Below are 23,689 nucleotides of genomic sequence, written 5' to 3'. Positions count from 1 at the left end.
GAGGTCTCCTCGTTGAGCTCTGCCGAGTGTTCATCGCACCCATCCCGTGCGGGGGCTACGCTGCGGGCCATGACGCCAGGGCCGCCGCGTATCGAACCCTCCGCCGACGTGTCCGACGAGGCGATCATCGGGAGCGGGACTCTCGTCTGGCACCTGGCCCAGGTCCGTGAGGACGCGGTCATCGGAGACGAGTGCATCATCGGCCGGGGCGCCTACGTCGGCCCGGGAGTTCGGCTCGGCAACCGGTGCAAACTGCAGAACTACGCACTCGTCTACGAGCCGGCCGTCGTCGAGGACGGCGTCTTCATAGGCCCCGCGGTCGTCTTCACCAATGACCTGATGCCGCGCGCCGTGATGCCCGACGGTCGGCTCCAGACCGGCGACGACTGGGAAGCAGTGGCCGTTGTGGTGCGCGAGGGTGCCTCGATCGGCGCCCGCGCGGTGGTCGTCGCGCCCGTGACCATCGGCCGCTGGGCCATGGTCGGCGCGGGTTCGGTTGTCACTCGCGACGTACCCGACTTCGCCCTGGTCGTTGGCATTCCCGCGCGGCGCGTCGGCTGGGTGGGGCGCGCTGGGGAGGCGCTGGAACGTCACGGGGCTGAAGCTTTCAGGTGTCCACGCACCGGGGCGGAGTACGTCGAGTCGGATGGTCTGCTGCACGAGACGCATCAGTAGGCCCCTGACGACCGGGTGACCGCGGCGAAGGTCTTGAGACCGATGCGCAGATCCTCGCCGAGGTCCCAGTTGTCGGTGTACTCGAGGTCGAGCCGCACGGACTCGTCATGGCTCAGGTCGGACCGGCCACTGACCTGCCACAACCCGGTGAGGCCGGGGCGTACGGCGAGGCGGCGGCGCTCGTCGTCGTTGTACTGGGCAACCTCGCCCGGGAGAGCGGGGCGGGGCCCGACAAGCGACATCTCGCCGCGCATCACGTTGATCATCTGCGGCAGCTCATCGAGTGAAGTCTTGCGCAGCAGGCCACCCACGCGGGTGACGCGAGGGTCCTGCTTCATCTTGAACAGCCGCCCGTTGCCTTCGTTGAGCTCGGCGAGCTCGGCCTTGCGCTCCTCGGCGTCGCACGACATCGAGCGCAACTTGTACATCGTGAAGGGAGTGCCGTCGCGGCCCACGCGCGTCTGCTTGAACACGGCAGGGCCCGGGGACTCGAGGCGGATCGCGACCGCACAGGCGATGAGCACAGGCATCGACATCATCAGGATCGCGGCAGCGGCGACCCGGTCGAGAACGGCCTTGCCGACGCGATCGATGCGCCCCGGACGGGGAGCGCCCACTTCGACTCCGGTGGCGGCCCCGAGCCGGAGCGGGGTGACTCTGCGGCGGGAGACCCCGTCGGGGAGCCCGAGAACGACGAGGCGGACGTTGGCCTCGGCCAGACGCCAGGACAACCGCCGCAGAGCCATGGAGTTGAGGTGCATCGACGGCGCGACCGCCAAAGTGTCGACGTGCCAGGCATCCGCCATCTCGACGATCCGCTCGATCGACGTGAGTGCACAGGTCATCACGTCGGGGAGATCGAGGGAGCGCTCGGAGACGTCGCCCAGCAGGCCCACACCCACGACGTCGCAGCCGGCGGTGCGCCGGAGCTGTGCGAGTGCCTGCGCGGAGCCGTCCTGGTCGCCGACGAGCATGACCCGGCGGGCGGTCGCGGGGTGGGCGGTCACATTGGTGGCGCCGCGGGCCAGCACGCCGACTATCGCGAACTGCGCCGCGAAGCCGGCCAGGAGCTGGGAGGGACGGTCCACGCCCATCAGCACGACCAGCACGGACACGGCACCGAGCGAGGTCATCTGGTGTCGTAGGTAGATGCCGATGCGTGCCTCGGCACCACGGCCGACGTCGCGGCGGGCCATGGCCACACCGACCACGGCGCCGACACACCCGAGCGCCGTGACGCCCGGGCCGAGGCCGGCGAGCACGCCGATCGCGGCACCGGTGGAGACGATCGCAAGGATGACGGCGGCGACCCAGGCGGCGTACGTGCTGAAGGGCCACGTAATGAGGCGAGAGCGGCTCGCGCCGACGGAGAGTTCGAGCGAAGTCATCCGCGGCCCCGTGCCGTGCTCGAGAAAGAGCGGTTGGTGGGGCCCATCGCGATCGGCTGACACGCAACGTCTCGCGTCGGACCCCACCCGTGCAGACGGCCTGAAGGGGGGGACTTCGTTGGTGCGGCCCGGCCGTGGCCCGCACCGGCCTCATCTGCACTCCGACGACGACCACACTGAACGCGGTCTGGGCGTCGTCGGAGACTGGTGTGGTTCATGATTGTCGCCATGCGGCACCCCCATTTCGGCTGACGAGAACAGTGTTCTCTACCGCGAACACCGTTGTCATACCCGGAATTGACGAAGCCGGTTCGGGGACTCCCGGGGCCGGGTGAACCTGGTCACATGCGGTCCCGGACCGCGTACGGTGTCCCTGCCTACCGCCTCACGACAGGTGCCGCCGCACGATGACATCCGAGAACCCCACCGACGCGCCGGGTGCACGTCGTGCTCGCGTGCGCGAAGCAGCTCTCCTGGAGATCAAGCAGGCCGCCCGGGAGCACCTGCTCCGCTACGGGCCCGGTGAGCTGTCGCTGCGGGCGGTCGCTCGCGACGTGGGGGTGACGCCCTCGGCGCTCTACCGCTACTTCGACTCCCGCGGCGCCCTCGTCGCAGCGCTGAGCGCCGACGCGCTGGAGTCCGCCGCCAAGGCGGTGTCGAGCGCGTCCTCTGACGAGGCACTCAGGCCCGTAGAGCGGCTCCGGGCGATGTTCGTGGCCATGCGGGCGTGGACGCACACGCACCGCTCGGAGTTTGAGCTGATCTTCGCCAACCGCGACGAGCAGACCCGTCCCGACATGGCGCGGTCGGAAGAGATGCAGCGACTGGTGTCGCTGCCGCTGGCAGCCGCGATGGCCGCGCTGGCAGACGGCAGCATCGCGCCGAGCGTGAGCCAGCCGACGCTCAGCGCCGATGCCGTGGCGGCGGTGCAGGCGCTGCCCGTCGACATCGACCAGGAGCTCTTCGGCCAGGCGATGCTCGTGTGCACGAACTGCTTCGGCTGGCTCTACCTCGAGCACTTCGGGATCGTCACGTGGGCCGTCGACGAGGGTGACGCCGCCTTCGCGTCGCACCTCGACGGCGTCCTGGGCGCCCGTCCCTGACCCAGCACCGGATACGTCGGCCAGGCGGGCGGGATCAGGGGCGGCTCGATCAGGCGGTCGAGTCGAATCGGCGCGCTGGCCAGCGCACTCCCGAGGCGGCCGGCGGCCGTGGGAAGCCAAGGGCTGCGTAGACCAGGGCGGTCACGAGCGGTCGGGCCAGGCGCAGGTCGTAGCCACCCGGCCCACGCTGGAGCACGAGCAGCCACTCCTGCGCGTCGGGATCACACCCGTCGATCAGCAGCCGGGCGTCGTCAAGCCGGTCGATCTGACCTTGCACGGGACCGTGACCTGACGAGTCGACGGTGACCAGCTCGCGCTCGAACGACGCAGCGACCCACCACGCTCGAAGGCCCAGGAACTCCTGCAGCCTCGTGGCCAGCCAGACCAGCCGGCTTTCTGGCCGGTCGCGGTCGCGGCCGTCGAGGTGGTCCATGCACTCCTCGACGAGGAGTGTCCAGGCCTCCGACGACGGCGACGCGATGATGCGTCCATCGGGCTGATCCAAAATGTCCTCAACCATGACCGGTCTTCTCCCCCACCCCGTGCGCCGCGACTGACCTCCCCAGGCCCGCACGGAAGGAGAGTAGCCGCGCGGACGCGCCGAGCGAATGGCCCATATCGGGTAGGTGGGTCCCCGATTCAGACACATCCGGGAGGGTCACGAGTTGAACATCTGCTGCGCCTTCTCGAGTCCCTGGGCGACCAGGCACTCGACCGCATCGGCCGCATCCGTCACCTGGAAGGGCAGTTCCTTGCGCTCCACCGACGAGTAGTTGGACAGCACGAAGTCAGCCACCGACTGCCGACCGGGGGGCCGGCCGATGCCGGCGCGGACCCGGTGGAAGTCACCCGTGCCGAGCGAGGAACGCATCGAGCGCAGCCCGTTGTGCCCGTTGTCACCGCCGCCCAGCTTGGCGCGCAGCGTGCCGAACGCGATGTCGAGCTCGTCGTGAATCGCGACGATGCGGTCGGGCACCACCTTGTAGAACTTCGCGAGCGTCGACACCGCGCCGCCGCTCTCGTTCATGTACGACCGCGGCTTCATGAGTACGACGCGCGGCCCGGGTGTGCCGGGGGCCGCGAACCGGCCCTCGACCAGCTCGGCCCGGCCGGACCGGTCGGCCTTGAACGACTGGCCCATCCGCTGCGCCAGCTCGTCTACCACGAGGTAGCCGACGTTGTGGCGGTGCCCGGAATAGGAAGGACCGGGATTCCCAAGCCCGACCACCAGCCACACATCGTTCGTCTGGTCGGTCGTCATGGCAGGAGTATCCCGGTCCGTTCGGTGCGTGCCGGCCCCGAGGTGGTCGTGTCGCCACCACCTCGAGAACCGGCCGCGGATCACTCGGAGGAGTCGCCCTGGGACGCGTCGCCGCTCTCGCGGGCCTCGTCCTCGGCAGCGGCCTCGACCTGCGCCTCGCCCAGGGCGTCGTCGGACGGCTCGTGCACGATGCCGGCCTCGGCCTCGGCCTCCTCCAGCTCGGCCTCCAGGGCCTCGGCGGTGACCTGCTGGGTGATGTTGATGACCAGCGTCTCCGGGTCGGTGAGCAGCGTGGTGCCCTCGGGCAGGCGCAGGTCGGAGGCGTGGATCTGGGTGCCGATGGCGGCGCCCTCGATGTCGACCTCGATCTGCTCGGGGATGTGCGTTGCCTCGGCCTCGACCTGGACGGTGGCGTTCTCCGTCACGACCAGGGTCTCGGGGCCGGCCTCGCCGACGGTGTGGATCGGGACGTCGACGGTGACCTTCTCGCCCCGGCGTACGGCGATGAAGTCGATGTGCTCGATGACGCGACGGAGCGGGTCGACCTGCACCTCGCGGGCCAGCGCGAGCTGCGACTGGCCGTCGATGTCGAGGTCGAGCAGCGCGTTGGCGCCGCCGCGCTTGAGCGCCATCATCGTGACGTGGCCCGGCAGGGTCACGTGCACCGTGTCGTTGCCGTGGCCGTAGACCACGGCGGGGATCTTGTTGTCGCGGCGGATGCGGCGGGCCGCACCCTTGCCGAACTCCTCGCGGACCTCGACGGTGATCTTCTCGGTGGCCATGGGTATCTCCTGTGCAGCAGATGGAATCGAAACCGTGTGGCTGCCACGTCAGGCGAAGGAGACGACGAACGCCGCGCTCCCGACAGGAGGCGCGGCGCGAAGGCTGAACCTGCCCTGTCGATCACGGAGTCGCAATGCGCTCCCTCGCCGAGGCAACCCGGGAAGACTACCGGCGCATCCGTCCAGCGACCAAACGACGGCGGTCTCGATACACCTCGGTCGTTCCACGCGAGGCACTCGAGCACCGAGCAGGTTGTAGTTGGTCGAGTATCGAGACCCAGCCGCTAGAACTCCGCCAGCACCGCCTCGATCCTCCGCCGACCGCCCTCGGCGAACGCCGGCACCGTCTCGGCGTAGTAGGTCGCGGCGCTGATCGAGGGCGAGAGCGCCCAGCCACGGGCACGCCGCCAGGCGTCGTCGTCGTACCCCGAGAGCTCGCGGAACAGCGCCCGGGCTGGCGGCTCGAAGAGCGTGTACGCCGTGTGGAGGTCGGTCGCCGGGTCTCCGAGCCCGATGGCGCCCCAGTCGATGACGGCGCTGAGCCGGCCCCCGCGCACCAACAGGTTGCCTCTCAGCAGGTCGCCGTGGATCCAGCGCGGGGGCCCGTCGTACGCCGGGGCGTCGAGGCAGTCCTGCCATGCGGCCCGGACAGCGGAGCGGTCGAACCCCTCGAGCCGCGGGAGCCACTCGTCGACCCAGCCCTCGAGGTTCGCCAGGGGTACGCCGCGGGCCGTGCCCGTCTTGAGCGGACCGTCGCCCGGGTCGATCGCCGCGAGCGCCCGCACGAACCCGGCCAGCTGCGTGGCCACCACCTCGGCGTCGGCGTTGTCGGGCGTGAGGGCCTCACCGGGCAGCCACCTCACGACCGACCACCGCCACGGATAGCCCTCCCCCGGCTCGCCGACCGCGACGGTGACCGGCACGCCCAGTGGCAGGTGTGACGCCAGCAGCGGCAGCCAGCGAGCGTCGCTGTCGGCCTGGTCGACCGCCCACTCGATGCGTGGCATCCGGGCCACGAGGTTGTCGCCGAGGCGCCAGAGCAGGTGGTCGGTGCCGAACTCGGCGACAGGGGTCACCGGCAGGTCGGCCCACTGCGGGAGCTGGGCGGCGACCAGTCGGCGTACCTGGTCGACGGTCGTGATCACGTCGTTGTCATGCATCAGGCCGAGCCTCCCGTGGCCGTGCGGCGCGGGCAACCGGGTTTCAGATGAGGTCGAGCGTGGCCCGCGACCTGCTCAGCCGCTCCAGGGCCGACAGCATCGACAGGCCGACCACCACGAACACGGCCCCCACCCCCAGCTCGCGCAGCACCAGACCGGAGACGTCCCCCAGCGAGCCACCGGCCGCGACCTCGCGTGCGGCCTGGATGCCGTGGGTCAGCGGCAGCACGTTGCCGACGGCGGCCATCCAGCCCGACAGCTCGTCCAACGAGACGTTGACTCCGCAGAACACCAGGAGCACGAGGAAGAGGACGTTGCCCAGCGTGGCGCTCTCCCGCACGCGCAGCGAGATCGCGCATATCACCAGGCCCAGCCCGGTGCACGACGCCGAGGTCACCGCCGTCACGAGCGCGATCGCCGGCCAGGCCGACCACGGGATCGTGACGCCGAGGAGCAGTCCGCCGAAGAGCAGGCCGAACATCGCGACGCCCCAGCCGTTCACGATCGCGGGCAGCGACCGGCCGAGGAACAGCGGGATCCGGCGGGCCGGCGTGGTCAGGATGATGCCGAGGGTCTGCGAGTAGCGCTCGCCGCCGATCGTCGCGCCCATTGCGAACAGGCACGGGATGGCGGCGTAGTTGAGCGCGTTGCCGATCAGGTAGAACTCGTCGTTGCCGACCCCGGCGCTGCGACCGATGTAGGCGAACAGCAGTACCTGGCTGATCGGCGAGACGAGCAAGGTCGGCACCAGGATCCACGGGTTGAGCCAGTTGAACATCGCGCGGTAGCTGATCAGCCGCCGATGAAGAAGATCCGCAGGCTGGTCACGTCAGCGCCAACGTCGCGTGCTTGCGGGCCGAGTCGACGAGTCGGGTGCTGAGGTACGCCGCCAGCGCGGCGTACGCGGTGCCGAGAGCGAGGCAGACGGCCAGGTCTCCCCACGGGCTCCCACCGGCGGCCGACTCGCGGATGGCCGCCATCGCCCAGGTGGGCGCGAGCACCCACGAGAGCGGCTGGAGCACTCCGGGCAGCAGGCCCAGCGGGATGAGGAACCCGCACAGCAGCCAGCCCGGGTACTCCAGGGCGGCGCCAAGCGCCCAGCTCGTGCGGTAGCGGATCGCGGTGACCGAGAGCAGGAAGCCGAGCATGGCGATCGTGACGCAGGCCATCATCAGGCTGAGCACGAACAGCGGCCAGCTGGCGATCGTCAGCTCGATCCCGAACACCAGCCACCCCCACAGCATCGTGGCGACCACGCTGTAGAGGCCGAGCGTCGCACTCGCCAGCGTGCTGGGCAGCAGCACCATCGAGAACGGCGTCGGCGCGGCCACCACCAGCTCGAGGGTGCCGGCCCAGCGTTCGCGCGACAGCAGGGTGCACGCGGGCACCATCATCGCCGTCCAGATGCCCATCACAGCGGCGCCCAGACCGGCGTAGACCATGGCCGTCGGGTCGTTCTCGACGCGGTAGACGAGCAGCGCCGACGTGGCGAACATCAGCGGGAAGCTGATACTCAGGAACCCCTCGAACGGCGAGATCGCCATCACCTTGAACTGCAGCCAGTAGCAGATCCAGAGCTGTCGCAGCCGGGCCGTCATCCGGCGACCGGGGCGGCGTTGACGAGCTCGACGTACGCGTCCTCGAGGGTGGGCTCGCGGTGGCTCACCCGGCCCACGCGTACGTCGCCGAGCCGGCCGAGGACCTCGTGGGTGACCTCCGCGCCGGGGTCGACCTTGACCACCAGCAACTGCACCTGGCCGCGCTCCTCGACCGTGGCGGACACGACCCCGGGCAGCGCGCCGACGGCGGCGGTCCGGTCCTCGGGCAGGCCGTAGGTCTCGACCTCCAGGACCCGGCCGCCGCTGACGCGTTCCTTCAGCTGGGCGGGTGTGCCCTCGGCGACGATCTCGCCCTTGCGGATGACCGCGATCCGGTCGCAGAGCTCGTCGGCCTCGAACATGTAGTGCGTGGTGAGCAGGACCGTCTTGCCCTGCCCGGACAACGTGGCGATGGTGCCGCGCAGCTCGCGGGCGCCGACCGGGTCGATGCCGATCGACGGCTCGTCGAGGAACAGCACCTCCGGGTCGTGCAGCAGGCCCCGCGCGATGTGGAGGCGCTGCCGCATGCCGCGCGAGTAGCCCTCGACGCGCTCGCCCTCGCGACCGGTCAGCCCGACCAGCTCGAGGAGCTCGCCGATGCGGGCCTTCTGCTCGCGCGGCGCGACGCCGTACAGCTCGGAGAAGTAGCGCAGGTTGTCGTAGCCGGAGAGCCGCTCGTAGAGTCCGCGGTCGCCGCCGAAGACGTAGCCGATGCGGCGGCGAACCTCGCGGACGTCGTCCACCACGTCATGGCCCAGCACCCTCGCACTGCCGCCGGTCGGGAGCAGCAAGGTGATGAGCATCTTGATGGTGGTGGTCTTGCCGGCGCCGTTCGGGCCGAGCAGGCCGAAGAGCTCGCCGGGGGCGATGTCGAAGCTGACGCCCTTGACCGCCTCGACGTCCTTGCGGGTACGCCGGACCACGCCGGTGTGGGTGCGGAAGGTCCGGCTGAGGTCACGGGCTTCCACGGCGAGAGTCACCTCGGGAGGCTATCTCGGCGCGGTCCGGCGCCGGCACCCGATTATCGGGCAGAGGCGACCGCTAGCCTGCTGGCAATGTCTCTCACGCTGAACGAAGCCCGTGCCCGCGCCGCCGTCGTCACCGACGTCGCCTACGACATCGCGCTGGACCTCACCGACCGCGACACCTTCGGGTCGACGACGACGGTGCGTTTCACGGTCACCGAGGAGGGCGCGAGCACCTTCCTCGAGCTGTTCGACGCGAGCGCTGTCGCGGTGAGCGGCGCCGATGCGTGGGAGCACAGCGGAAACCGGGTCGCCCTCACGGGGCTTGCCGCTGGCGACCACGAGGTCACCATCAGCGCCCGGCTGCCCTACGTGACCAACGGCGACGGCATGCACACGTTCACCGACCCTGCCGACGGCGAGACCTACGTGTCGGCGTACCTCGGCATGGACATGGCCCACCACGTCTTCGCCTGCTTCGACCAACCCGACATCAAGGCGCCCTTGTCGCTCACAGCCGTCGCGCCCGAGGGCTGGACGGTCATCGGCAACGGCGTCGCTTCGCAGGACGGCTCCACGTGGTCGTTCGCCACGACGCCGGCCGTCTCGACTTACCTCTTCGTGGTCTGCGCCGGCCCGTGGCACTCCTACACCTGGGAGTACGCCGGGCTGCCGTTCGGCTGGCACGCGCGACGCTCGCTGGCCCCGCTCCTCGAGCGCGACGCCGCCGAGCTGCGCAGGATCACCGAGGCGTGCTTCTCCTACTACACCGACGTGTTCAAGCCGCCGTACGCGTTCGACTCCTACGACCAGCTGATGGTGCCCGAGCACAACTGGGGAGCCCTCGAAACGCCGGGTGCCGTGACGTTCCGCGACGAGATGCTGTTCCGCGGCGAGCCCACCCCTATGCAGCGCGTCGCCCGGGCCAGCGTCATCGCGCACGAGATGGCGCACATGTGGTTCGGCGACCTGGCGACGTTCGTGTGGTGGGAGGACTCGTGGCTCAACGAGTCGTTCGCCGACTACATGGGCTACCAGGTGGCGTCGCACGCCGTCGGCGAGGAGGACGCGTGGACCTCCGTCGCGCTGCGCCGCAAGACCACCGGCTACCGCGCCGACGCGCGGCGCTCGACGCACCCGATCGCGGAGGACGCCGAGGCGATGGTCGACGTGGACACCGCGTTCGGCAACTTCGACCACATCACCTACGCCAAGGGCAGCGCCACCCTCCGCCAGCTCGTCACGTGGCTCGGCGAGGAGACGTTCCTGGCCGGCGCCAACGCCTACCTCACGGCGCACGCGTTCGCCAACGCGACGCTCGCCGACTTCCTCGACGCGCTGGACGAGGTCTCCGACCGCGACGTCCGCACCTGGGCCGAGCAGTGGCTGCGCAGCACGGGCCACGACACGATCCGCGTCACCCGCGACGGCGACGTACCGGTGCTGCACCGCGACGGGTCCCGGCCGCACCGCTTCACCGTCGCGGCGTACGACGCCACAGGCACGCACGTCGGCAGCCGGCTGGTCGACCTGGCCGAGGCTCCGGTCGAGCTGCCCGAGTATGCCGGCTGCGCGGTGCTGCCCAACGCCGGCGACGAGACGTTCGCCGCGCTCGACCTCGACGAGCAGACGTGGGCGTTCGTGCAGGCACACCTCTCCTCGATCGAGCAGCCGCTGACGCGGGCGGTCATCTGGTGGGCCGCGATCGCGGCGACGCGTGCCGGCACCCTGTCGATCGACGACTTGTTCGGCCTGGTGGCCCGGCACCTGTCGACCGAGCGGCACCCGATGGTGTTCGAGGGCGCCCTCTTGTTGACCCAGGACGCCGTGCTCACTCCGCTGCTCTCGCCCGACCGGCTGGCCGAGGCCGAAGAGGTCGTCTCAGCTGCCTGCACGCTGGCGCTGGCCGGATCCCCCGAGCCGTCGCTCGCCGTGTCGGCGGCCCGCGGACTGACCAACACGACGTCCGACACCGACCTGCTGCGCGAGTGGCTGTCTTCTGGTCAGGTCGACGGACGCGAGCTCGACCGGGACGTGCGCTGGCTCGTCGTACGCCGCCTGATCGCTCTCGGCGCCGACCCCGCGCTCATCGACACCGAGCTCGCGGACGACCCGTCCGCCTCCGGCGAGCTCGGCGCACGGGCCGCCCGCGCGGCGATCCCGACCGCCGATGCCAAGGCCGCCGCGTGGGGCGAGATGTACGACGGCGACCCGTCGAACCGCGAGTTCACCGCCACGTCAGCCGGCTTCTGGACGGCCGGCCAGGCCGAGCTCGTCGCGCCGTACCTCGCGAGGTACGCCGCCGAGGCCCCCGCCGTCGCAGAGCGCCGTGGCCAGGCCTACAGCCTGGTCGTGGGCAACAGCTTCCCGTTCCTCCCGCTGGCCACCGAAGACCTGCAGGGACTGCGTGACGCCCTGGCCGCCCGCGTCGACGAGGGCGTCACCACCGTGCTGGCCCGCACCTGGAGCGACCGCGTCGACGACCTGGACGTGGCCCTGAAACTGCGCTGAAGCTGCCTTCGGTGGTCGAGTGCCTCGCCACACCCTTCGGTGGTCGAGTGCCTTGCGAGGTGTATCGAGACCCAGGTGTATCGGGGCTCAGGCGTGCCCGTCGAACATGCTCGTGACCGACCCGTCCTCGAAGACCTCACGGATGGCGCGCGCGAGCAGTGGCGCGATAGACAGGCAGGTCAGCTTGTCGAACTTGCGGTCGTCGGTGATCGGCAGCGTGTTGGTCACGATGATCTCGGCGGCCGAGCTGTTCTTGAGCCGGTCGACGGCCGGGTCGGACAAGATGGCGTGCGTCGCGGCGATGATCACGCCCGCGGCGCCGTCGTTCATCAGCGCCTCGGCGGCCTTCACGATCGTGCCGCCGGTGTCGATCATGTCGTCGACGAGCACGCACATCCGGCCACTGACGTCACCGACGACGCGGTTGGCGACGGTCTCGTTGGGCCGGTCGGTGCGACGCGTCTTGTGGATGAAGGCCAGCGGCGCGCCACCCAGGCGGGCCGACCAGCGCTCGGCCACCTTGATCCGGCCGGCGTCCGGGGAGACGATCGCGAGGCGCTGGTCGCCGTACTTCTCGCGCACGTAGTCGGCCAGGATCGGCAGCGCCATCAGGTGGTCGACGGGGCCGTCGAAGAAGCCCTGGATCTGGTCGGCGTGCAGGTCGACGGTGATCAGCCGGTCGGCGCCGGCGGTCTTGAAGAGGTCGGCCATCAGCCGGGCCGAGATCGGCTCGCGGCCGCGGTGCTTCTTGTCCTGGCGGGCGTAGCCGTAGAACGGCATGACGACCGTGATGCGCTTGGCGGACGCCCGCTTGAGCGCGTCGACCATGATCAGGTGCTCCATGATCCACTCGTTGATCGGAGCGGTGTGGCTCTGGATCACGAAGGCGTCGCAGCCGCGCACCGACTCCTCGTAGCGGATGTAGATCTCAGAGTTGGCGAACTCGTAGGCCGACTGCGGCACGAGCCCGCTGCCCAGCAGGGTGGAGACCTCCGCGGAGAGCTCGGGGTGGGCCCGGCCACTGAAGACCATCAGGTTCTTCTCGGTGGTCCGCTTCATTCCGCTCACTCTGGGTGGCTCCTCGATCGGGGGTGGAGTGCCGGTCAAGATTCTGTCTCACCGGAGGCGCCGGCCCCAACCCCGGGGTCCACCTGTTGTTCATCCGCGGGACGTCCTGAGCGTGACGCCGCCTCGGCCTGCGCTGTGCCCGGCCGCTTGGACTGTGCCCACGCCTCGATGTTGCGCTGCGGGCCGCTGCTCACGGCCAGCGCGCCGGGGGGTACGTCGCGTCGTACGACGGTGCCCCCGGCCGTGCCGGCGCCGTCGCCGATCGAGACCGGGGCCACGAACGTGTTGTTGGATCCGGTGCGCGCGTGCCTCCCTACGGTGGTGCGGTGCTTCTCGACGCCGTCGTAGTTGGCGAAGATCGTGCCGGCCCCGATGTTGGTGCCCTCACCGATCTCGGCGTCTCCGACGTAGGAGAGATGTGGCACCTTCGCGCCGTCGCCGATGATGGCGTTCTTGGTCTCGACGAACCCGCCGATCTTGCCGCCGATGCCGAGGTTGGTGCCCGGACGCAGGAACGAGAACGGGCCGACGGTGGCCCCGTCACCGATCACGGCCAGTTCGGCATGAGTGCGTACGACGCGGGCTCCCGCGCCGATCTCGCAGTCCTTGAGCGTCGTGTCGGGCCCGACGACGGCGTCCTCGCCGACGACCGTGGCGCCGAGCAGCTGGGTGCCGGGCAGGATCGTGGCGTCCTGGCCGAGCACGACGTCGGCGTCGATCCAGGTGGTGGCGGGGTCCATGACCGTCACGCCGTCGCGCATCCAGCGCGTGACGATGCGGCGGTTGAGCTCGCGGCCGAGCTCGGCCAGCTGGACCCGGTCGTTCGCTCCTTGCGTCTGCATCACGTCGGAGATGGTGTGTGCGCCGACGGTGAGGCCGGCCTCGCGGGCGATCTGCACGGCGTCGGTGAGGTAGAACTCGCCCTTGGCGTTGTCGTTGCCGATCTGCGGCAGCGCCTCGAGCAGGAACTCCACGTCGAAGGCCAAGATGCCGGAGTTGATCTCGCGGATCAGCCGCTGCTCGTCGCTGGCGTCCTTCTCCTCGACGATCGCCTCGACGTCGCCCTCGGAGGTGCGCACGATGCGGCCGTAGCCGAAGGGGTCGGCGACCAGTCCGGTCAAGATGCTGACCGCCCGCTGGGCCGCTTCATGCTCGGCCGCGAACGCCCGCAGGCTCTCGCCCTCGAGCAGCGGGGTGTCGCCGGCGGCCACGATCACGGTGCCGTGCGTGGGGCCGGCCACCTCCATCGCGACCCGGACGGCGTGCGCCGTACCTTCCTGCTTCTCCTGCACGGCGAGCAGCACGTCGGGCACGAGGGCCCGGATGTGCGGGCCGACCTGCTCACGCTGGGTGCCCACCACCGCGACGATCCGCTGCGGCTCCATCGCGCTGACCGCGGCCAGCACGTGGCCGATCATCGAGCGCCCGCCGACCGGATGCAGCACCTTCATCGTCTTCGACTTCATCCGGGTGCCACCACCCGCGGCCAGGACGATCACCGTGAGGTTGTCCATGCTCCTGCCTTCTCCCGTGGGTCGTGCACGTGTTCACTGCGCATCTTGCTCCCCGGGTAGGAGTCGAACCTACGTCGCTAATCCTGATTCAAAGTCAGGCGGGCCCTGCCGGCAGACCAACCGGGGAATGAGTCACCCAAGGGTAGGGCCCGCCTCGGCGGGACAAGCCAACTGCCCGGCAGACCAACCGGGGAATGAGTCACCCAAGGGTAGGGCCCGCCTCGGCGGGACAAGCCAACTGCCCGGCAGACCAACCGGGGAATGAGTCACCCAAGGGTAGGGCCCGCCTCGTGGAGGCTGCTGATCGGGAGCTTTGTGTACGTTCTTCTCGCTGTGGCGTCGTTGCAACGCACTCACAGCGACGTGACACCCGGCTGACCGGGTGTCACGACAGCTCATTCACCACCGAGTCCACCACCGCCACCCAGTCGCCACCGCTTGCCCCGGCCACCCGACGCTGCCGCTGGTACGACGCGCCGCGGCGCGGGATCTCCTCTACCAGGGCCAGGTCGTCGGCGCAGCCGAGCCGGCGGGCCACCGGGGCGAGCCGCTCCAGCAGGTCGGCGAGGTCGTCGAGGAGCAGCCGCTCGCGGGAGTCGGAGTCGAGGATGATCCACGCGTCCAGCCCGTAGCGCGCCGCCCGCCACTTGTTCTCCTGCACGTGCCACGGCGGCATCGTGGGCAGGGACTCGCCGGCGTCGAGCCGGTCACCGAGGTCGGCCACGAGGCAGTGGGTCAGCGCGACCAGCGCCCGCATCTCGTCGTACGTCGAGACGCCGTCGCTGATGCGGACCTCGACCGTGCCGAGGTGCGGAGCGGGCCGGACGTCCCAGCGGATCTCGGTGACGTCCTCGATGACGCCGGTGGTGAGCAGGTCGCCGGCGTAAGCCTCGAACTCCGCCCACGCGTCGAACTGGAACGGCAGCCCGGCCGTCGGCAGCTGCTGGAACATCATCGCCCGGTTGCTGGCGTAGCCGGTGTCGTGGCCGGCCCAGGCCGGTGATGAGGCCGATAGCGCGAGCAGGTGGGGGTACTGGTTGAGCAGCGCCGAGACGATCGGCACCGCGTGCTCGCGGCGCACCCCGACGTGCACGTGCACGCCCCAGATCAGCATCTGCCGTCCCCACCACTGGGTGCGCGACATGAGCTCCTCGTAGCGGTGACCGGGCGTCAGCTGTTGTTGAGACCACTCAGCGAAGGGATGGGTGCCGGCGCAGTAGAGGTCGGCGCCGACCTCGTGCGCCACCGGCCGCACCTGGTCGACGAGGCCGCGCAGGTCGGCGATCGCCTCGTCGGTCGTGCGGCAGACTCCGCTGGTCAGCTCGACGGAGTTGCGGAGCAGCTCCTTGTGCAGTCTCGGGTTGTCGCCGTACCTGTTGCGGTAGACCTCGAAGACCTGGCCGGCCGCGTTGACGAGGTCGCGTGTCGTGCGGTCGACGAGCGCGAACTCCCACTCGACCCCGAGGGTGTCGCGCTCCGAGTGCGCGAAGTCGATGGCCACCCGGTGATCGTCGCAGAGTCGGGCGGCTGCCCGCTGGTCTACCGTCGGGGCATGGACCTGCCCGTCATGCCGCCCGTCCAGCCGATGCTCGCCAAGCCGGTCAAGGCCGTCCCGAAGGACGACGGCTACAGCTTCGAGCCGAAGTGGGACGGCTTCCGCTGCCTGGTCTTCCGCGACGGTGACGAGGTCGAGCTGACCAGCCGCAACACCAAGCCGCTGACGCGCTACTTCCCCGAGGTCGTGGCGGCCGTCAAGCAACAGCTGCCCGAGCGCTGCGTGCTCGACGGCGAGCTGTTCGTCGCGCTGAGCACACCGGAGGGGGGTGACCGCCTCGAGTTCGAGACGCTCCAGGAGCGCATCCACCCGGCGAAGTCCCGAGTCGACATGCTCGCGGAGAAGACGCCGGCCGGTTTCGTCGCGTTCGACCTGCTGGCACTCGGAGACGAGTCGTACGTCGACCGGCCGTTCGCCGACCGTCGAGCGGCCATGGAGTCGGCGCTGGCTGGACTGGCCGGCCCGTGCTACCTGACCCGCACGACCACCGATCCGGCCGAGGCCGAGCAGTGGTTCACCGAGTTCGAGGGCGCCGGGCTCGATGGCGTGATCGCGAAGCCCCTCGCCGCGCCGTACGCGGAGAACGTCCGGACCATGCTCAAGATCAAGCACGAGCGCACCGCCGACGTCGTCGTCGCGGGCTACCGCGAGCACAAGACGTCGACGCCGGAGCACCCGCTGCTCGGGAGCTTGTTGTTGGGCCTGTACGACTCCACCGACGGAAGTGGCAAGCTCCAGCACGTCGGCGTCAGCGCCAGCTTCACCGCCACCCGCCGCGCCGAGCTGATCGAGGAGCTGCAGGCGCTCGTGTGCGATCTGGCCGACCACCCCTGGGGAGAGTGGTCCGAATGGGCCATCGCGAACCCCGACCGGGCGCCCGGCACGCAGAGCCGCTGGAGTGCCGGCAAGGACCTCTCCTTCACGCCGTTGCGGCCCGAGCGGGTGCTCGAGGTGAAGTACGACCATATGGAGGGCCGACGCTTCCGGCACACGGCGCAGTTCAAGCGCTGGCGGCCCGATCGCGACCCGGAGTCGTGCGGCTATGAGCAGCTCGAGGAGCCCGTCTCCTACAACCTCGCCACTGTCCTCGGCGGCTGACGTGGGGACGGTCGACGAGTTCCAGCTCAGCAGCGCAGTGCACCGGGCGAAGCTCGCCTCGCAGGCCGTTGCGGGCCTGATGGTCCTCAGCGGTGGCCTGCTCCTGGCCATGATCGGCGGTGGGGACGGCGGCGACTGCACGGTGACGTGACCGGCGATAGGATCGGGACGACCCAGTCGCCGAGTCGTTCGGAGGATCGCCATGCAGGACTATGACGTCGTACTGCTCGTCGAGCAGGCTCTCTCCCCCGCTGACGGGGCACAGGTCCACTCGCTGCACGAGGGGCTGGACCAGCCGGTGACCTACCACGTGCTGCTGCCGCTGGAGGACGCCTCGGCCCGCGTGGAAGCAGCCATGGGGTCGCTGGCCGCCGGTGAGGTGATGGCATCTCCCGCGATGGCGATGAACGACGTCGACCTCGACGCCGTCCGCCAGGACTGCAAGGACCGTGCCGACGCCGATCTCAAGACGACGATCGCGTCGCTCTCGGCATCGGGCGCCACGGTCAGCGGCGCAGTCGTCACCGAGTCGCCGATCGAGGCACTGGCCAAGAAGGTCGCCGAGGTCGACGGCCGCGAGGCCATCATCTTGACGCGCCCGCACATCGTGGCCGAGTTCTTCCACGTCGACTGGACCTCCCGGGCTCGCCGCAAGATAGGCGTGCCGGTGCTGCACCTGCTCGAGCACGAGAACTTCGACGAGCAGGCGGGCGGCTGCGAGGGCGTCTCCGGCCTGTGAAGATGGGGCTGTGAAGATCGCCCCACGGTTGCGACTCGTCCGATCCGGTCGCAGCGACCGCCTGCGCGTCGCGTTCTGCGTCTTCAACCTCGACGGCATGGGCGGCACGTCGCGTTCCGCCATCACGCAGGCCAACGCGCTGTCGGCCCGCCACGACGTGCGCCTGGTAAGCATCACCCGTTCCACCGATGCTCCGCACTACCCGATCGACCCGGCCGTGACCGTCGACTACCTGCTCGACGTACGACGCCGAGACCGCAGGCCGGCGCCGTCGGTGCTGATCCCGGCCCGGTGGGACGGCCAGTTCGACGCCGACACCGATGACGCGATGGCGGCCTACCTGCCGGGCCTCGAAGCCGACGTGCTGGTCACGGTCACGCCCGCGCTGCTCGCGGCGGTGGTGCAGCTCGCGCCCAACGACGTCGCGCTGGTGCACCAGGAGCACCGCTCGTCGGCCGACCGGGTGGGCGGGCTGGAGCCGCTGCTGGCGTTCGCCCCGCGGGCTGACGTCGTCGCCCTGCTGACCGAGGCGTCGGCGACCTGGCTGGCCGACGAGCTGGGTCCGGTCGCGCCCGAGGTGGTCGTCGTACCCAATCCACTGCCGGAGACGCCGCAGCCGCGCTCGGCGCTCGACTCGAAGCTGATCGTGGCGGCCGGGCGGATCGTCGCGGAGAAGCAGTTCATCCATCTGGTGCGGGCGTTCGGCGAGATCGCGGAGGGCCGGCCCGGCTGGCGGCTGCGCATCCTCGGCGAGGGCCCGCTGCGCGGCGAGCTCGAGGCGCACGTCGCCAAGGCCGGCCTCGCCGACCGGGTCGAGCTGCCCGGCCCGGTCTCGGACATGGCCGCGGAGTGGGCCGCCGCGTCGGTCTGCGCGCTGACGTCGCGCACCGAGGGCTTCCCGCTGGTGGCCCAGGAGGCGATGTCTGCGGGCGTGCCGGTGGTGACCTACGACTGCCCGTCAGGCCCGCGCGAGCTGGTCGAGCACGACGTCAGCGGACTGCTCGTCGCAGCCGGCGCGAAGGCCGGGCTCACCGCGGCTCTCTCCCGGATCACCGGCGACGAAGCGCTGCTGCGGCGACTCGGTGAGGGCGCGTTCGAGGCCTCCCGGCAGTACGACGCCGACGTCATCGCCGCCCGCTGGGAACCCATCTACGCGGGAGCCGTTGCCCGCCACACCTCGGGGGAGCGCCCACCCCGTTGGGACCGCCCGCACACCCGCGAACGCGTCGGCGTGGCCCCGCTGGTGACGCCGGAGGACGCGCGGGCCGAGGCCTTCGAGGTGGCCACCGACGCAGCCATCGCTGCCGGCCCGGGCTGGTTCGTCATCCCCGCCCATGCCGGCTTCGCGCCGACCGTGGTCGTGCCGACGTCGCAGCGCACTGCCTTCCTCGGTGCCCTGTCTGCGCCTGAGCACCTTTCCCTGCGCGACCCCGGTGACCGGGGCTGGCCAGAGCGCCGTCTCCCCGTCGCGACGATGGTCGACCTCCAGCGCCGCGCGATGACGCCGCGGCTGGTGCTCGAGCCGTGGCCGCGCGGCGACGGCGGCAGGCGCTCGCACCTGGGCGAGCACTGCGGTGTCGAGATCGAGTTCTGGGACCGTGCCGGTGACGGCGACCTGGTCGCACCCCGCCCCAACGGGTTCGTGTCCCGGGTGGGGTCGCCCGACACGACGGTGTCGGTCCTCGGGCGCGAAGTGCCGTCGTACACGCTGGTGAGTGGGCTGAGCGTCGACGAGTGCCGCTTCCCGGTCGACGTCGTCTACACGTGGGTCGACGGCGACGACGACGCGTGGAACTCCGCACGCGAGCAGCGGCTGGCCGACGTCGGCGGCGACGAGCAACGTCGTGAGGCCAGCGGACAGGCGCGGTTCCGCAGCCGCGACGAGCTCCGCCACTCGATGCGCAGCGTGCACCTCTTCGCACCGTGGGTGCGCACGATCCACCTCGTCACCGCGGGCCAGCGGCCGGCGTGGCTCGCAGACCACCCGCAGGTCCGCGTGGTCGACCACCGCGACATCCTGCCCGCAGACGCGCTGCCCACGTTCAACTCGCAGGCCATCGAGACCGCACTGCACCGGGTGCCCGACCTGGCCGAGCACTTCGTCTACCTCAACGACGACGTGTTCCTCGGCCGGCCGCTGCGCCCCGAGTTGTTCTTCTCCCCCGGCGGTGACGTCGCGGCGTTCGTCGGTGACGGACTCATCGGCGACCCCGGGCCTGACGCCAAGCCGTTCCTCCAGGCAGCGCTCAACAACCGGCGCCTGCTGCACGACGCGTTCGGCGTCGCGATCACCCACGTGATGGCCCACTCTCCCCACCCGCAGCGGGTCTCGGTGCTGCGCGAGATCGAGTCGCGGTTCGGCGAGGCCGTCGACGCCACCGCCCGCGCGCCCTTCCGCTCAGCGGGTGACGTGTCGCTGCTGTCGTCGTTCGCCCAGCACTACGGCCTGATCACCGGTACGGCGTTCCGCGGCGAGGCGGCGCACGCGTTCGTGGATCTCTCGAATGCCCGGATCGCCCGCCAGCTCCGGCAGCTGCGCGCCCGCGACAACGACTTCTTCTGCGTCGGTGACCACCACGACTTCGCGGTCGACGCAGACGAGGTCGACGCCCTGCTGGCGGAGTTCCTCGCGGCGTACTTCCCTGTTGCTGCGCCCTGGGAGACGCCCGGCCGCTAGCCGCCGTACGGCACGGTGAGGATCTCGAGGTGGTGGCCGTCCGGGTCGTTCCAGTAGAGCCCGCGACCGCCGTCCTCTGAGTTCTCCTGGCTCTCCTTCCGGTGGAACGGGTCGGCCCAGTAGGTCAGCCCGCGCTCGATGATCCGTGCCTTGATCTCGTCGAACGACGCGTCGTCGACCAGGAACGCATAGTGCTGGGAGTGCGGCGCCGCATGGTCGTCGGCGTAGTCGAGCGCGACCTCGTTGTCGACCTGGACGACCACGAACGGGCCGTACGTCGTCGGCTCGGGCAGGCCCAGGATCTCGACCAGGAACCGTGCGGACGCGTGCTTGTCACTGACGTGGACGATGGTGTGGTTCAGCTTGACGCTCATCTCGATCAGTCCTTTCAGTGCTGATTCTGCTCCGGACGTGGTGTCCGGACCAGGACAGCGGCGACGACCGCCGCTGCCACGAGGAGTGCGGCGGCGCACGTGGTCGCGACCGCGAATCCGTGCACCAGCGCGGCAGCTCCGACACCGGCGGCGGCGGTCGCCGAGACGGCCACGCTGTTCAGGGCGGCCGTCCCGATGGACCCGCCCACCTGCATGAAGGTGTTCGCCGTGGCCGCGGCCACCCCGGCAAAGCGCATGTCGATGCCACTGGTGGCGACGCCGATGGCGGGCGTGAACACACAGCCCATCCCGACGCCCAGCAGGATCTCGGCCGGCATGATCCGGGTCAGGTAGCCGCTGTCCTGGGTCAGCCCCGCGAGCAGGAACAGGCCTGTCGCGGCGATCAGCAGCCCGGGCACCATGAGGATGCGTGGCGCGACTTTCGGCATCAGCCGGGCACCGAGCCCGAACGAACCCGCCGCGACCGCGACGGACAGCGGCAGGAAGGCGACGCCGCTGCGCACCGGGCTCCAGCCCAGCACCGCCTGGAAGTGGTAGGTCAGCATCAAGAACATCCCGAACGAGCCCACGACCGCCGTGGCGACCGACAGATAGGCCCCGATCCGCGGGCCGTCGGCGAGCACCCACAGCGGAAGCAGCGGCTGGGCGCTCCGCTGCTGACGCACGAGGAACAGACCGACGCCGACGAGGCCGACCGCCGCCGGCAGGAGCACGTCTCCGGAGACCCAGCCGCCGGTGGCCGCCTGCGCGCAGCCGTAGACGATCGCCGCCAGGCCGGCCGAGGCAAGCAGGCCGGAGACCACGTCGATACGAGTCTCGGCGTAGCCGTCACCGTGCGGGAGGACCCGCCGCCCGATCACGAATGCGACCAGCGCGATCGCGACGTTGACGTAGAGGCACCAGCGCCAGCCGGCGTACTCCGCGAGCACGCCGCCGAGGAGCAGGCCGACCGCAGCGCCGGACGACGCCACGGCGCCGTACACCCCGAACGCCTTGGCGCGCTCCTTCCCGTCGGTGAAGGTCACGGCGATGAGGGACAGGGCGGTCGGCGCGAGCACGGCCGCGAACACGCCCTGCAAGGCCCGACCGGTGAGGAGTACGCCGAGGCTCGGGGCCGCGCCGGCGAGTGCCGAGGAGGCGGCGAAGCCGACCAGGCCGACGAGGAAGGCACGACGCCGGCCGACCCGGTCGGCGATCCGGCCGCCGAGGATCAGCAGGCCGGCGACCGCGGAGGTGTAAGCGGTGACGACCCAGGCGCGGTCGCCGTCGGAGAAGCCGAGTGCCTGTTGGGCCGTCGGCGGTGCGATGTTCACGACGGTGGCGTCGAGCGCCACCATGAGCTGGGCGATGGCGATCACGACCAGGGCCGCCCACCGGTTGTCGGTGGCGGGCTGCGCTGGCGTTTGTGAGTGGGTCTTCAGGTTCATGACGGGTTTCCTTAACCGGAGGATGTGTCTCCATTTAAGGAACCACGACCGGCCCGGCCGCGTCAAGAGATACGGAGGATTTTCCTCCGTATCTGTGTATGCTCTCACCATGCCGACCCTCCGCGCCGACGCCCGCCGCAACCACCAGCAGGTCCTGGAGGCCGCTCGTGAGGTCGTGCTCGCACACGGGCCGAACGTGCCGCTGGACGTGATCGCCAAAGAAGCCGGCGTCGGCATCGGCACGCTCTACCGCCGCTTCACCGACCGCGAGGGGCTGCTCAGGGCGGTCGTCCTCGACGCGCTCACCCGCGCCCGCGAAGTGGCCGAGCGGGCGCTCGACGAGCACGAGCAGGGGTACGACGCACTGGCGGCGTACCTGCGCGGGGCGCTCGAGCTACGGGTGTCGGCGCTGATCCCGATGGTGCTCGACCGGCTCGATCCAGCCGACGCGGAGCTCACCGCCGCACGCGAGGCAGGCGCGGCGGTCCTCGAGACGATCATCGACACCGCTCACCAGGACGGCACGCTCCCCCACGACATCGACTTCGGGGACATCGGGCCGATGCTGGTGCGGCTGTCCCGTCCACTGCCGGGCACCCTCCCGACCGAGGTGGACCTCCGTCTGGCGCGCCGGCAGCTCGACCTGCTCCTGCTCGGCATCCAGCACGCCTCCGACGACACCCTCGGCGCACCCGGCCTCACCCGCAAGGAGCTCCGCGTCAGCGACGCCTGAGCCGCCTGGCCACCCGGTTGGTGAGGGATGTGCGCAGCTTGGCGTTCTCGTCGCGCAGCGCGTGCAGCTCGCGTCGTACCCCTGCCAGCTCGGCGTCCTTGCGCCTGCGCACGGTGCGCTTGCCCTCGGCCACCTTGGCGGTCGTCGAGTCCATGGCGATGGCGGCCGACCAGTCGAACAGCTCGGCGTACTCGCCCTGCATCTGCTCGAGTGCAGCCACCGCCGCGGCGTCCTGCGGGTCGTCGACCAGCGCGTTCATGGCGTCCCAGGTGCGGTCGGCCAGGTCGCGGAGCACGGCCGGCACGGCCAGGTCGTCCCACGTGATGCGCGAGCGGTTGAGCTTCACGTCGATGAAGTCGTCGACATCGTGGTGATCCGGCGACGACAGGTCGGCGTCGTAGGTGATGCCCAGCTGCTCGCCGGCGCGAGTCATGGCGGCCCGCCAGTCCTCGATCAGGTCGGGGTAGCGCACGAACGCCCGTGGCATGCCGCGCGTGGCGAGCTCGGTCTGGAAGGCCGCGTTGACCCAGGCGGCGATGTTGGCCGTCTCGCGCTGGCGGCGGAAGGCGGGCTCCTGCTCGGTGAGGTACGCCGTGTCGCGCGACCGCACGACCTCGGTCGGGTGGCGCAGCATCGTCAGCGTCGACACGTCGGCGCCGAGCTCGCCCGCGACCTTCGCCCAGACCGGCAGGATCCAGAACGCGCGCGGGTCCTTGACCAGGATCTGCGGCTCGTCGAGCTGGCCCGACAGCCACTCGCGCAGCCGCGCCTCGACCTCCGGCGCGGACCCGGCCTCGCCCGCGATCGCGCCGGCGTCGGGGCGGGTGTCGATGGTGCGCACGGGCACCGGGTTGAGCACGTCCTTGTGGAACTCCGTGACCCACAGCGGCTCGTAGTAGCCCCGGGGGTTGGCCTCGTCGGCCTCCACCTCGGGCTGCGGGATGTGCAGGCCCAGCCGCTTGAGGGTGCCGGCCACGCTGCTGGTGCCGCTGCGTCCCGAGCCGGTGACGATGACGAGCTTCACGCGTTCTGGCACGAGC

22 protein-coding genes and 1 tRNA gene are annotated in these 23,689 nt (G+C 70.6%); 8 read left to right on the top strand and 15 right to left on the bottom strand.

Annotated elements, in window-relative coordinates; genetic code table 11:
• The first annotated feature begins 69 nt into the window (after positions 1–69).
• A complete protein-coding gene (locus tag H4Q84_RS18365; protein ID WP_248580517.1) occupies positions 70–675 on the top strand; it encodes an acyltransferase in 606 nt (201 codons plus the stop codon).
• On the opposite strand, the gene H4Q84_RS18360 is transcribed toward H4Q84_RS18365, so the two are convergent.
• A complete protein-coding gene (locus H4Q84_RS18360; RefSeq protein ID WP_248580516.1) occupies positions 669–2,063 on the bottom strand; it encodes a sugar transferase in 1,395 nt (464 codons plus the stop codon). The genes H4Q84_RS18365 and H4Q84_RS18360 overlap by 7 nt on opposite strands.
• A gap of 407 nt (positions 2,064–2,470) precedes the next feature.
• On the opposite strand from H4Q84_RS18360, the gene H4Q84_RS18355 reads away from it, so the two are divergent.
• A complete protein-coding gene (locus tag H4Q84_RS18355; RefSeq protein ID WP_248580515.1) occupies positions 2,471–3,166 on the top strand; it encodes a TetR/AcrR family transcriptional regulator in 696 nt (231 codons plus the stop codon).
• A 49-nt stretch (positions 3,167–3,215) separates the two neighbouring features.
• Here H4Q84_RS18355 and H4Q84_RS18350 read toward each other — a convergent pair whose 3' ends face one another.
• From H4Q84_RS18350 to H4Q84_RS18320, 7 genes are all read right to left on the bottom strand, one after another.
• Positions 3,216–3,686 carry a hypothetical protein gene (locus H4Q84_RS18350; RefSeq protein ID WP_248580514.1) on the bottom strand — a complete coding sequence of 157 codons (471 nt, stop codon included), beginning with the start codon at positions 3,684–3,686 and terminating at the stop codon, positions 3,216–3,218.
• Between the two features lie 138 nt (positions 3,687–3,824).
• Positions 3,825–4,427 carry an aminoacyl-tRNA hydrolase gene (gene pth, locus H4Q84_RS18345; protein ID WP_248580513.1) on the bottom strand — a complete coding sequence of 201 codons (603 nt, stop codon included), beginning with the start codon at positions 4,425–4,427 and terminating at the stop codon, positions 3,825–3,827.
• Between the two features lie 80 nt (positions 4,428–4,507).
• Positions 4,508–5,209 carry a 50S ribosomal protein L25/general stress protein Ctc gene (locus H4Q84_RS18340; protein ID WP_248580512.1) on the bottom strand — a complete coding sequence of 234 codons (702 nt, stop codon included), beginning with the start codon at positions 5,207–5,209 and terminating at the stop codon, positions 4,508–4,510.
• Between the two features lie 284 nt (positions 5,210–5,493).
• Positions 5,494–6,369, bottom strand: a complete 876-nt coding sequence (locus H4Q84_RS18335) for an aminoglycoside phosphotransferase family protein (RefSeq protein WP_248580511.1) — start codon at positions 6,367–6,369, stop codon at positions 5,494–5,496.
• Between the two features lie 43 nt (positions 6,370–6,412).
• The gene (locus H4Q84_RS18330) at positions 6,413–7,147 is read right to left on the bottom strand and encodes an ABC transporter permease (protein ID WP_248580510.1); all 735 of its coding nucleotides are present in this window, start codon (positions 7,145–7,147) and stop codon (positions 6,413–6,415) included.
• A gap of 46 nt (positions 7,148–7,193) precedes the next feature.
• Positions 7,194–7,967 carry an ABC transporter permease gene (locus H4Q84_RS18325; protein WP_248580509.1) on the bottom strand — a complete coding sequence of 258 codons (774 nt, stop codon included), beginning with the start codon at positions 7,965–7,967 and terminating at the stop codon, positions 7,194–7,196.
• A complete protein-coding gene (locus tag H4Q84_RS18320) occupies positions 7,964–8,947 on the bottom strand; it encodes an ABC transporter ATP-binding protein (protein ID WP_248580508.1) in 984 nt (327 codons plus the stop codon). The genes H4Q84_RS18325 and H4Q84_RS18320 overlap by 4 nt, the downstream gene beginning before the upstream one ends.
• Positions 8,948–9,022: 75 nt before the next feature.
• Here H4Q84_RS18320 and pepN point away from each other — a divergent pair, with 75 nt between their 5' ends.
• Positions 9,023–11,443, top strand: a complete 2,421-nt coding sequence (gene pepN, locus H4Q84_RS18315; protein WP_248580507.1) for an aminopeptidase N — start codon at positions 9,023–9,025, stop codon at positions 11,441–11,443.
• Between the two features lie 87 nt (positions 11,444–11,530).
• On the opposite strand, the gene H4Q84_RS18310 is transcribed toward pepN, so the two are convergent.
• The 4 genes from H4Q84_RS18310 to H4Q84_RS18295 form a co-directional block, all read right to left on the bottom strand.
• Entirely contained in the window at positions 11,531–12,502 is a 972-nt protein-coding gene (locus H4Q84_RS18310) for a ribose-phosphate diphosphokinase (protein ID WP_248580506.1), read from the bottom strand.
• A gap of 44 nt (positions 12,503–12,546) precedes the next feature.
• Positions 12,547–14,025, bottom strand: a complete 1,479-nt coding sequence (gene glmU / locus H4Q84_RS18305; protein ID WP_248580505.1) for a bifunctional UDP-N-acetylglucosamine diphosphorylase/glucosamine-1-phosphate N-acetyltransferase GlmU — start codon at positions 14,023–14,025, stop codon at positions 12,547–12,549.
• Positions 14,026–14,073: 48 nt separating this feature from the next.
• Positions 14,074–14,152, bottom strand: a tRNA-Gln gene (locus H4Q84_RS18300).
• Between the two features lie 258 nt (positions 14,153–14,410).
• Positions 14,411–15,526, bottom strand: a complete 1,116-nt coding sequence (locus tag H4Q84_RS18295) for a glutamate--cysteine ligase (RefSeq protein WP_248580504.1) — start codon at positions 15,524–15,526, stop codon at positions 14,411–14,413.
• A gap of 51 nt (positions 15,527–15,577) precedes the next feature.
• Between H4Q84_RS18295 and H4Q84_RS18290 the strand changes: the two genes are divergently transcribed.
• Genes H4Q84_RS18290 through H4Q84_RS18275 form a run of 4 tightly spaced genes read left to right on the top strand, consistent with a single transcriptional unit; the run spans position 15,578 to position 20,094 of the window.
• Positions 15,578–16,678: an ATP-dependent DNA ligase gene (locus H4Q84_RS18290; RefSeq protein ID WP_248580503.1), complete on the top strand. Its 1,101-nt coding sequence runs from the start codon at positions 15,578–15,580 to the stop codon at positions 16,676–16,678.
• Between the two features lies 1 nt (position 16,679).
• Complete coding sequence (locus tag H4Q84_RS18285; RefSeq protein ID WP_248580502.1) at positions 16,680–16,829, top strand: hypothetical protein; 150 nt, start codon at positions 16,680–16,682, stop codon at positions 16,827–16,829.
• 51 nt (positions 16,830–16,880) lie between these two features.
• On the top strand, positions 16,881–17,417 hold the full coding sequence (locus tag H4Q84_RS18280) for a hypothetical protein (protein ID WP_248580501.1): 537 nt from the start codon (positions 16,881–16,883) through the stop codon (positions 17,415–17,417).
• Between the two features lie 10 nt (positions 17,418–17,427).
• Positions 17,428–20,094, top strand: coding sequence for a stealth conserved region 3 domain-containing protein (locus tag H4Q84_RS18275; RefSeq protein WP_248580500.1), 2,667 nt, complete (start codon positions 17,428–17,430; stop codon positions 20,092–20,094).
• On the opposite strand, the gene H4Q84_RS18270 is transcribed toward H4Q84_RS18275, so the two are convergent.
• Both H4Q84_RS18270 and H4Q84_RS18265 read right to left on the bottom strand, forming a co-directional pair.
• On the bottom strand, positions 20,091–20,468 hold the full coding sequence (locus H4Q84_RS18270) for a VOC family protein (RefSeq protein WP_248580499.1): 378 nt from the start codon (positions 20,466–20,468) through the stop codon (positions 20,091–20,093). The two genes, H4Q84_RS18275 and H4Q84_RS18270, sit on opposite strands and share 4 nt — an antisense overlap.
• A 14-nt stretch (positions 20,469–20,482) precedes the next feature.
• Positions 20,483–21,916: an MFS transporter gene (locus H4Q84_RS18265; RefSeq protein ID WP_248580498.1), complete on the bottom strand. Its 1,434-nt coding sequence runs from the start codon at positions 21,914–21,916 to the stop codon at positions 20,483–20,485.
• Between the two features lie 109 nt (positions 21,917–22,025).
• Between H4Q84_RS18265 and H4Q84_RS18260 the strand changes: the two genes are divergently transcribed.
• Positions 22,026–22,649, top strand: coding sequence for a TetR/AcrR family transcriptional regulator (locus H4Q84_RS18260; RefSeq protein WP_248580497.1), 624 nt, complete (start codon positions 22,026–22,028; stop codon positions 22,647–22,649).
• On the opposite strand, the gene H4Q84_RS18255 is transcribed toward H4Q84_RS18260, so the two are convergent.
• Positions 22,636–23,685, bottom strand: a complete 1,050-nt coding sequence (locus tag H4Q84_RS18255) for a hypothetical protein (protein WP_248580496.1) — start codon at positions 23,683–23,685, stop codon at positions 22,636–22,638. The two genes, H4Q84_RS18260 and H4Q84_RS18255, sit on opposite strands and share 14 nt — an antisense overlap.
• Positions 23,686–23,689 lie beyond the last annotated feature (4 nt).

It is taken from the genome of Nocardioides sp. InS609-2 (assembly GCF_023208195.1).
GTDB lineage: Bacteria > Actinomycetota > Actinomycetes > Propionibacteriales > Nocardioidaceae > Nocardioides.
The sequence above is the reverse complement of the archived record's forward strand: the minus strand, read 5'-3'. Positions and strand labels throughout refer to the sequence as shown.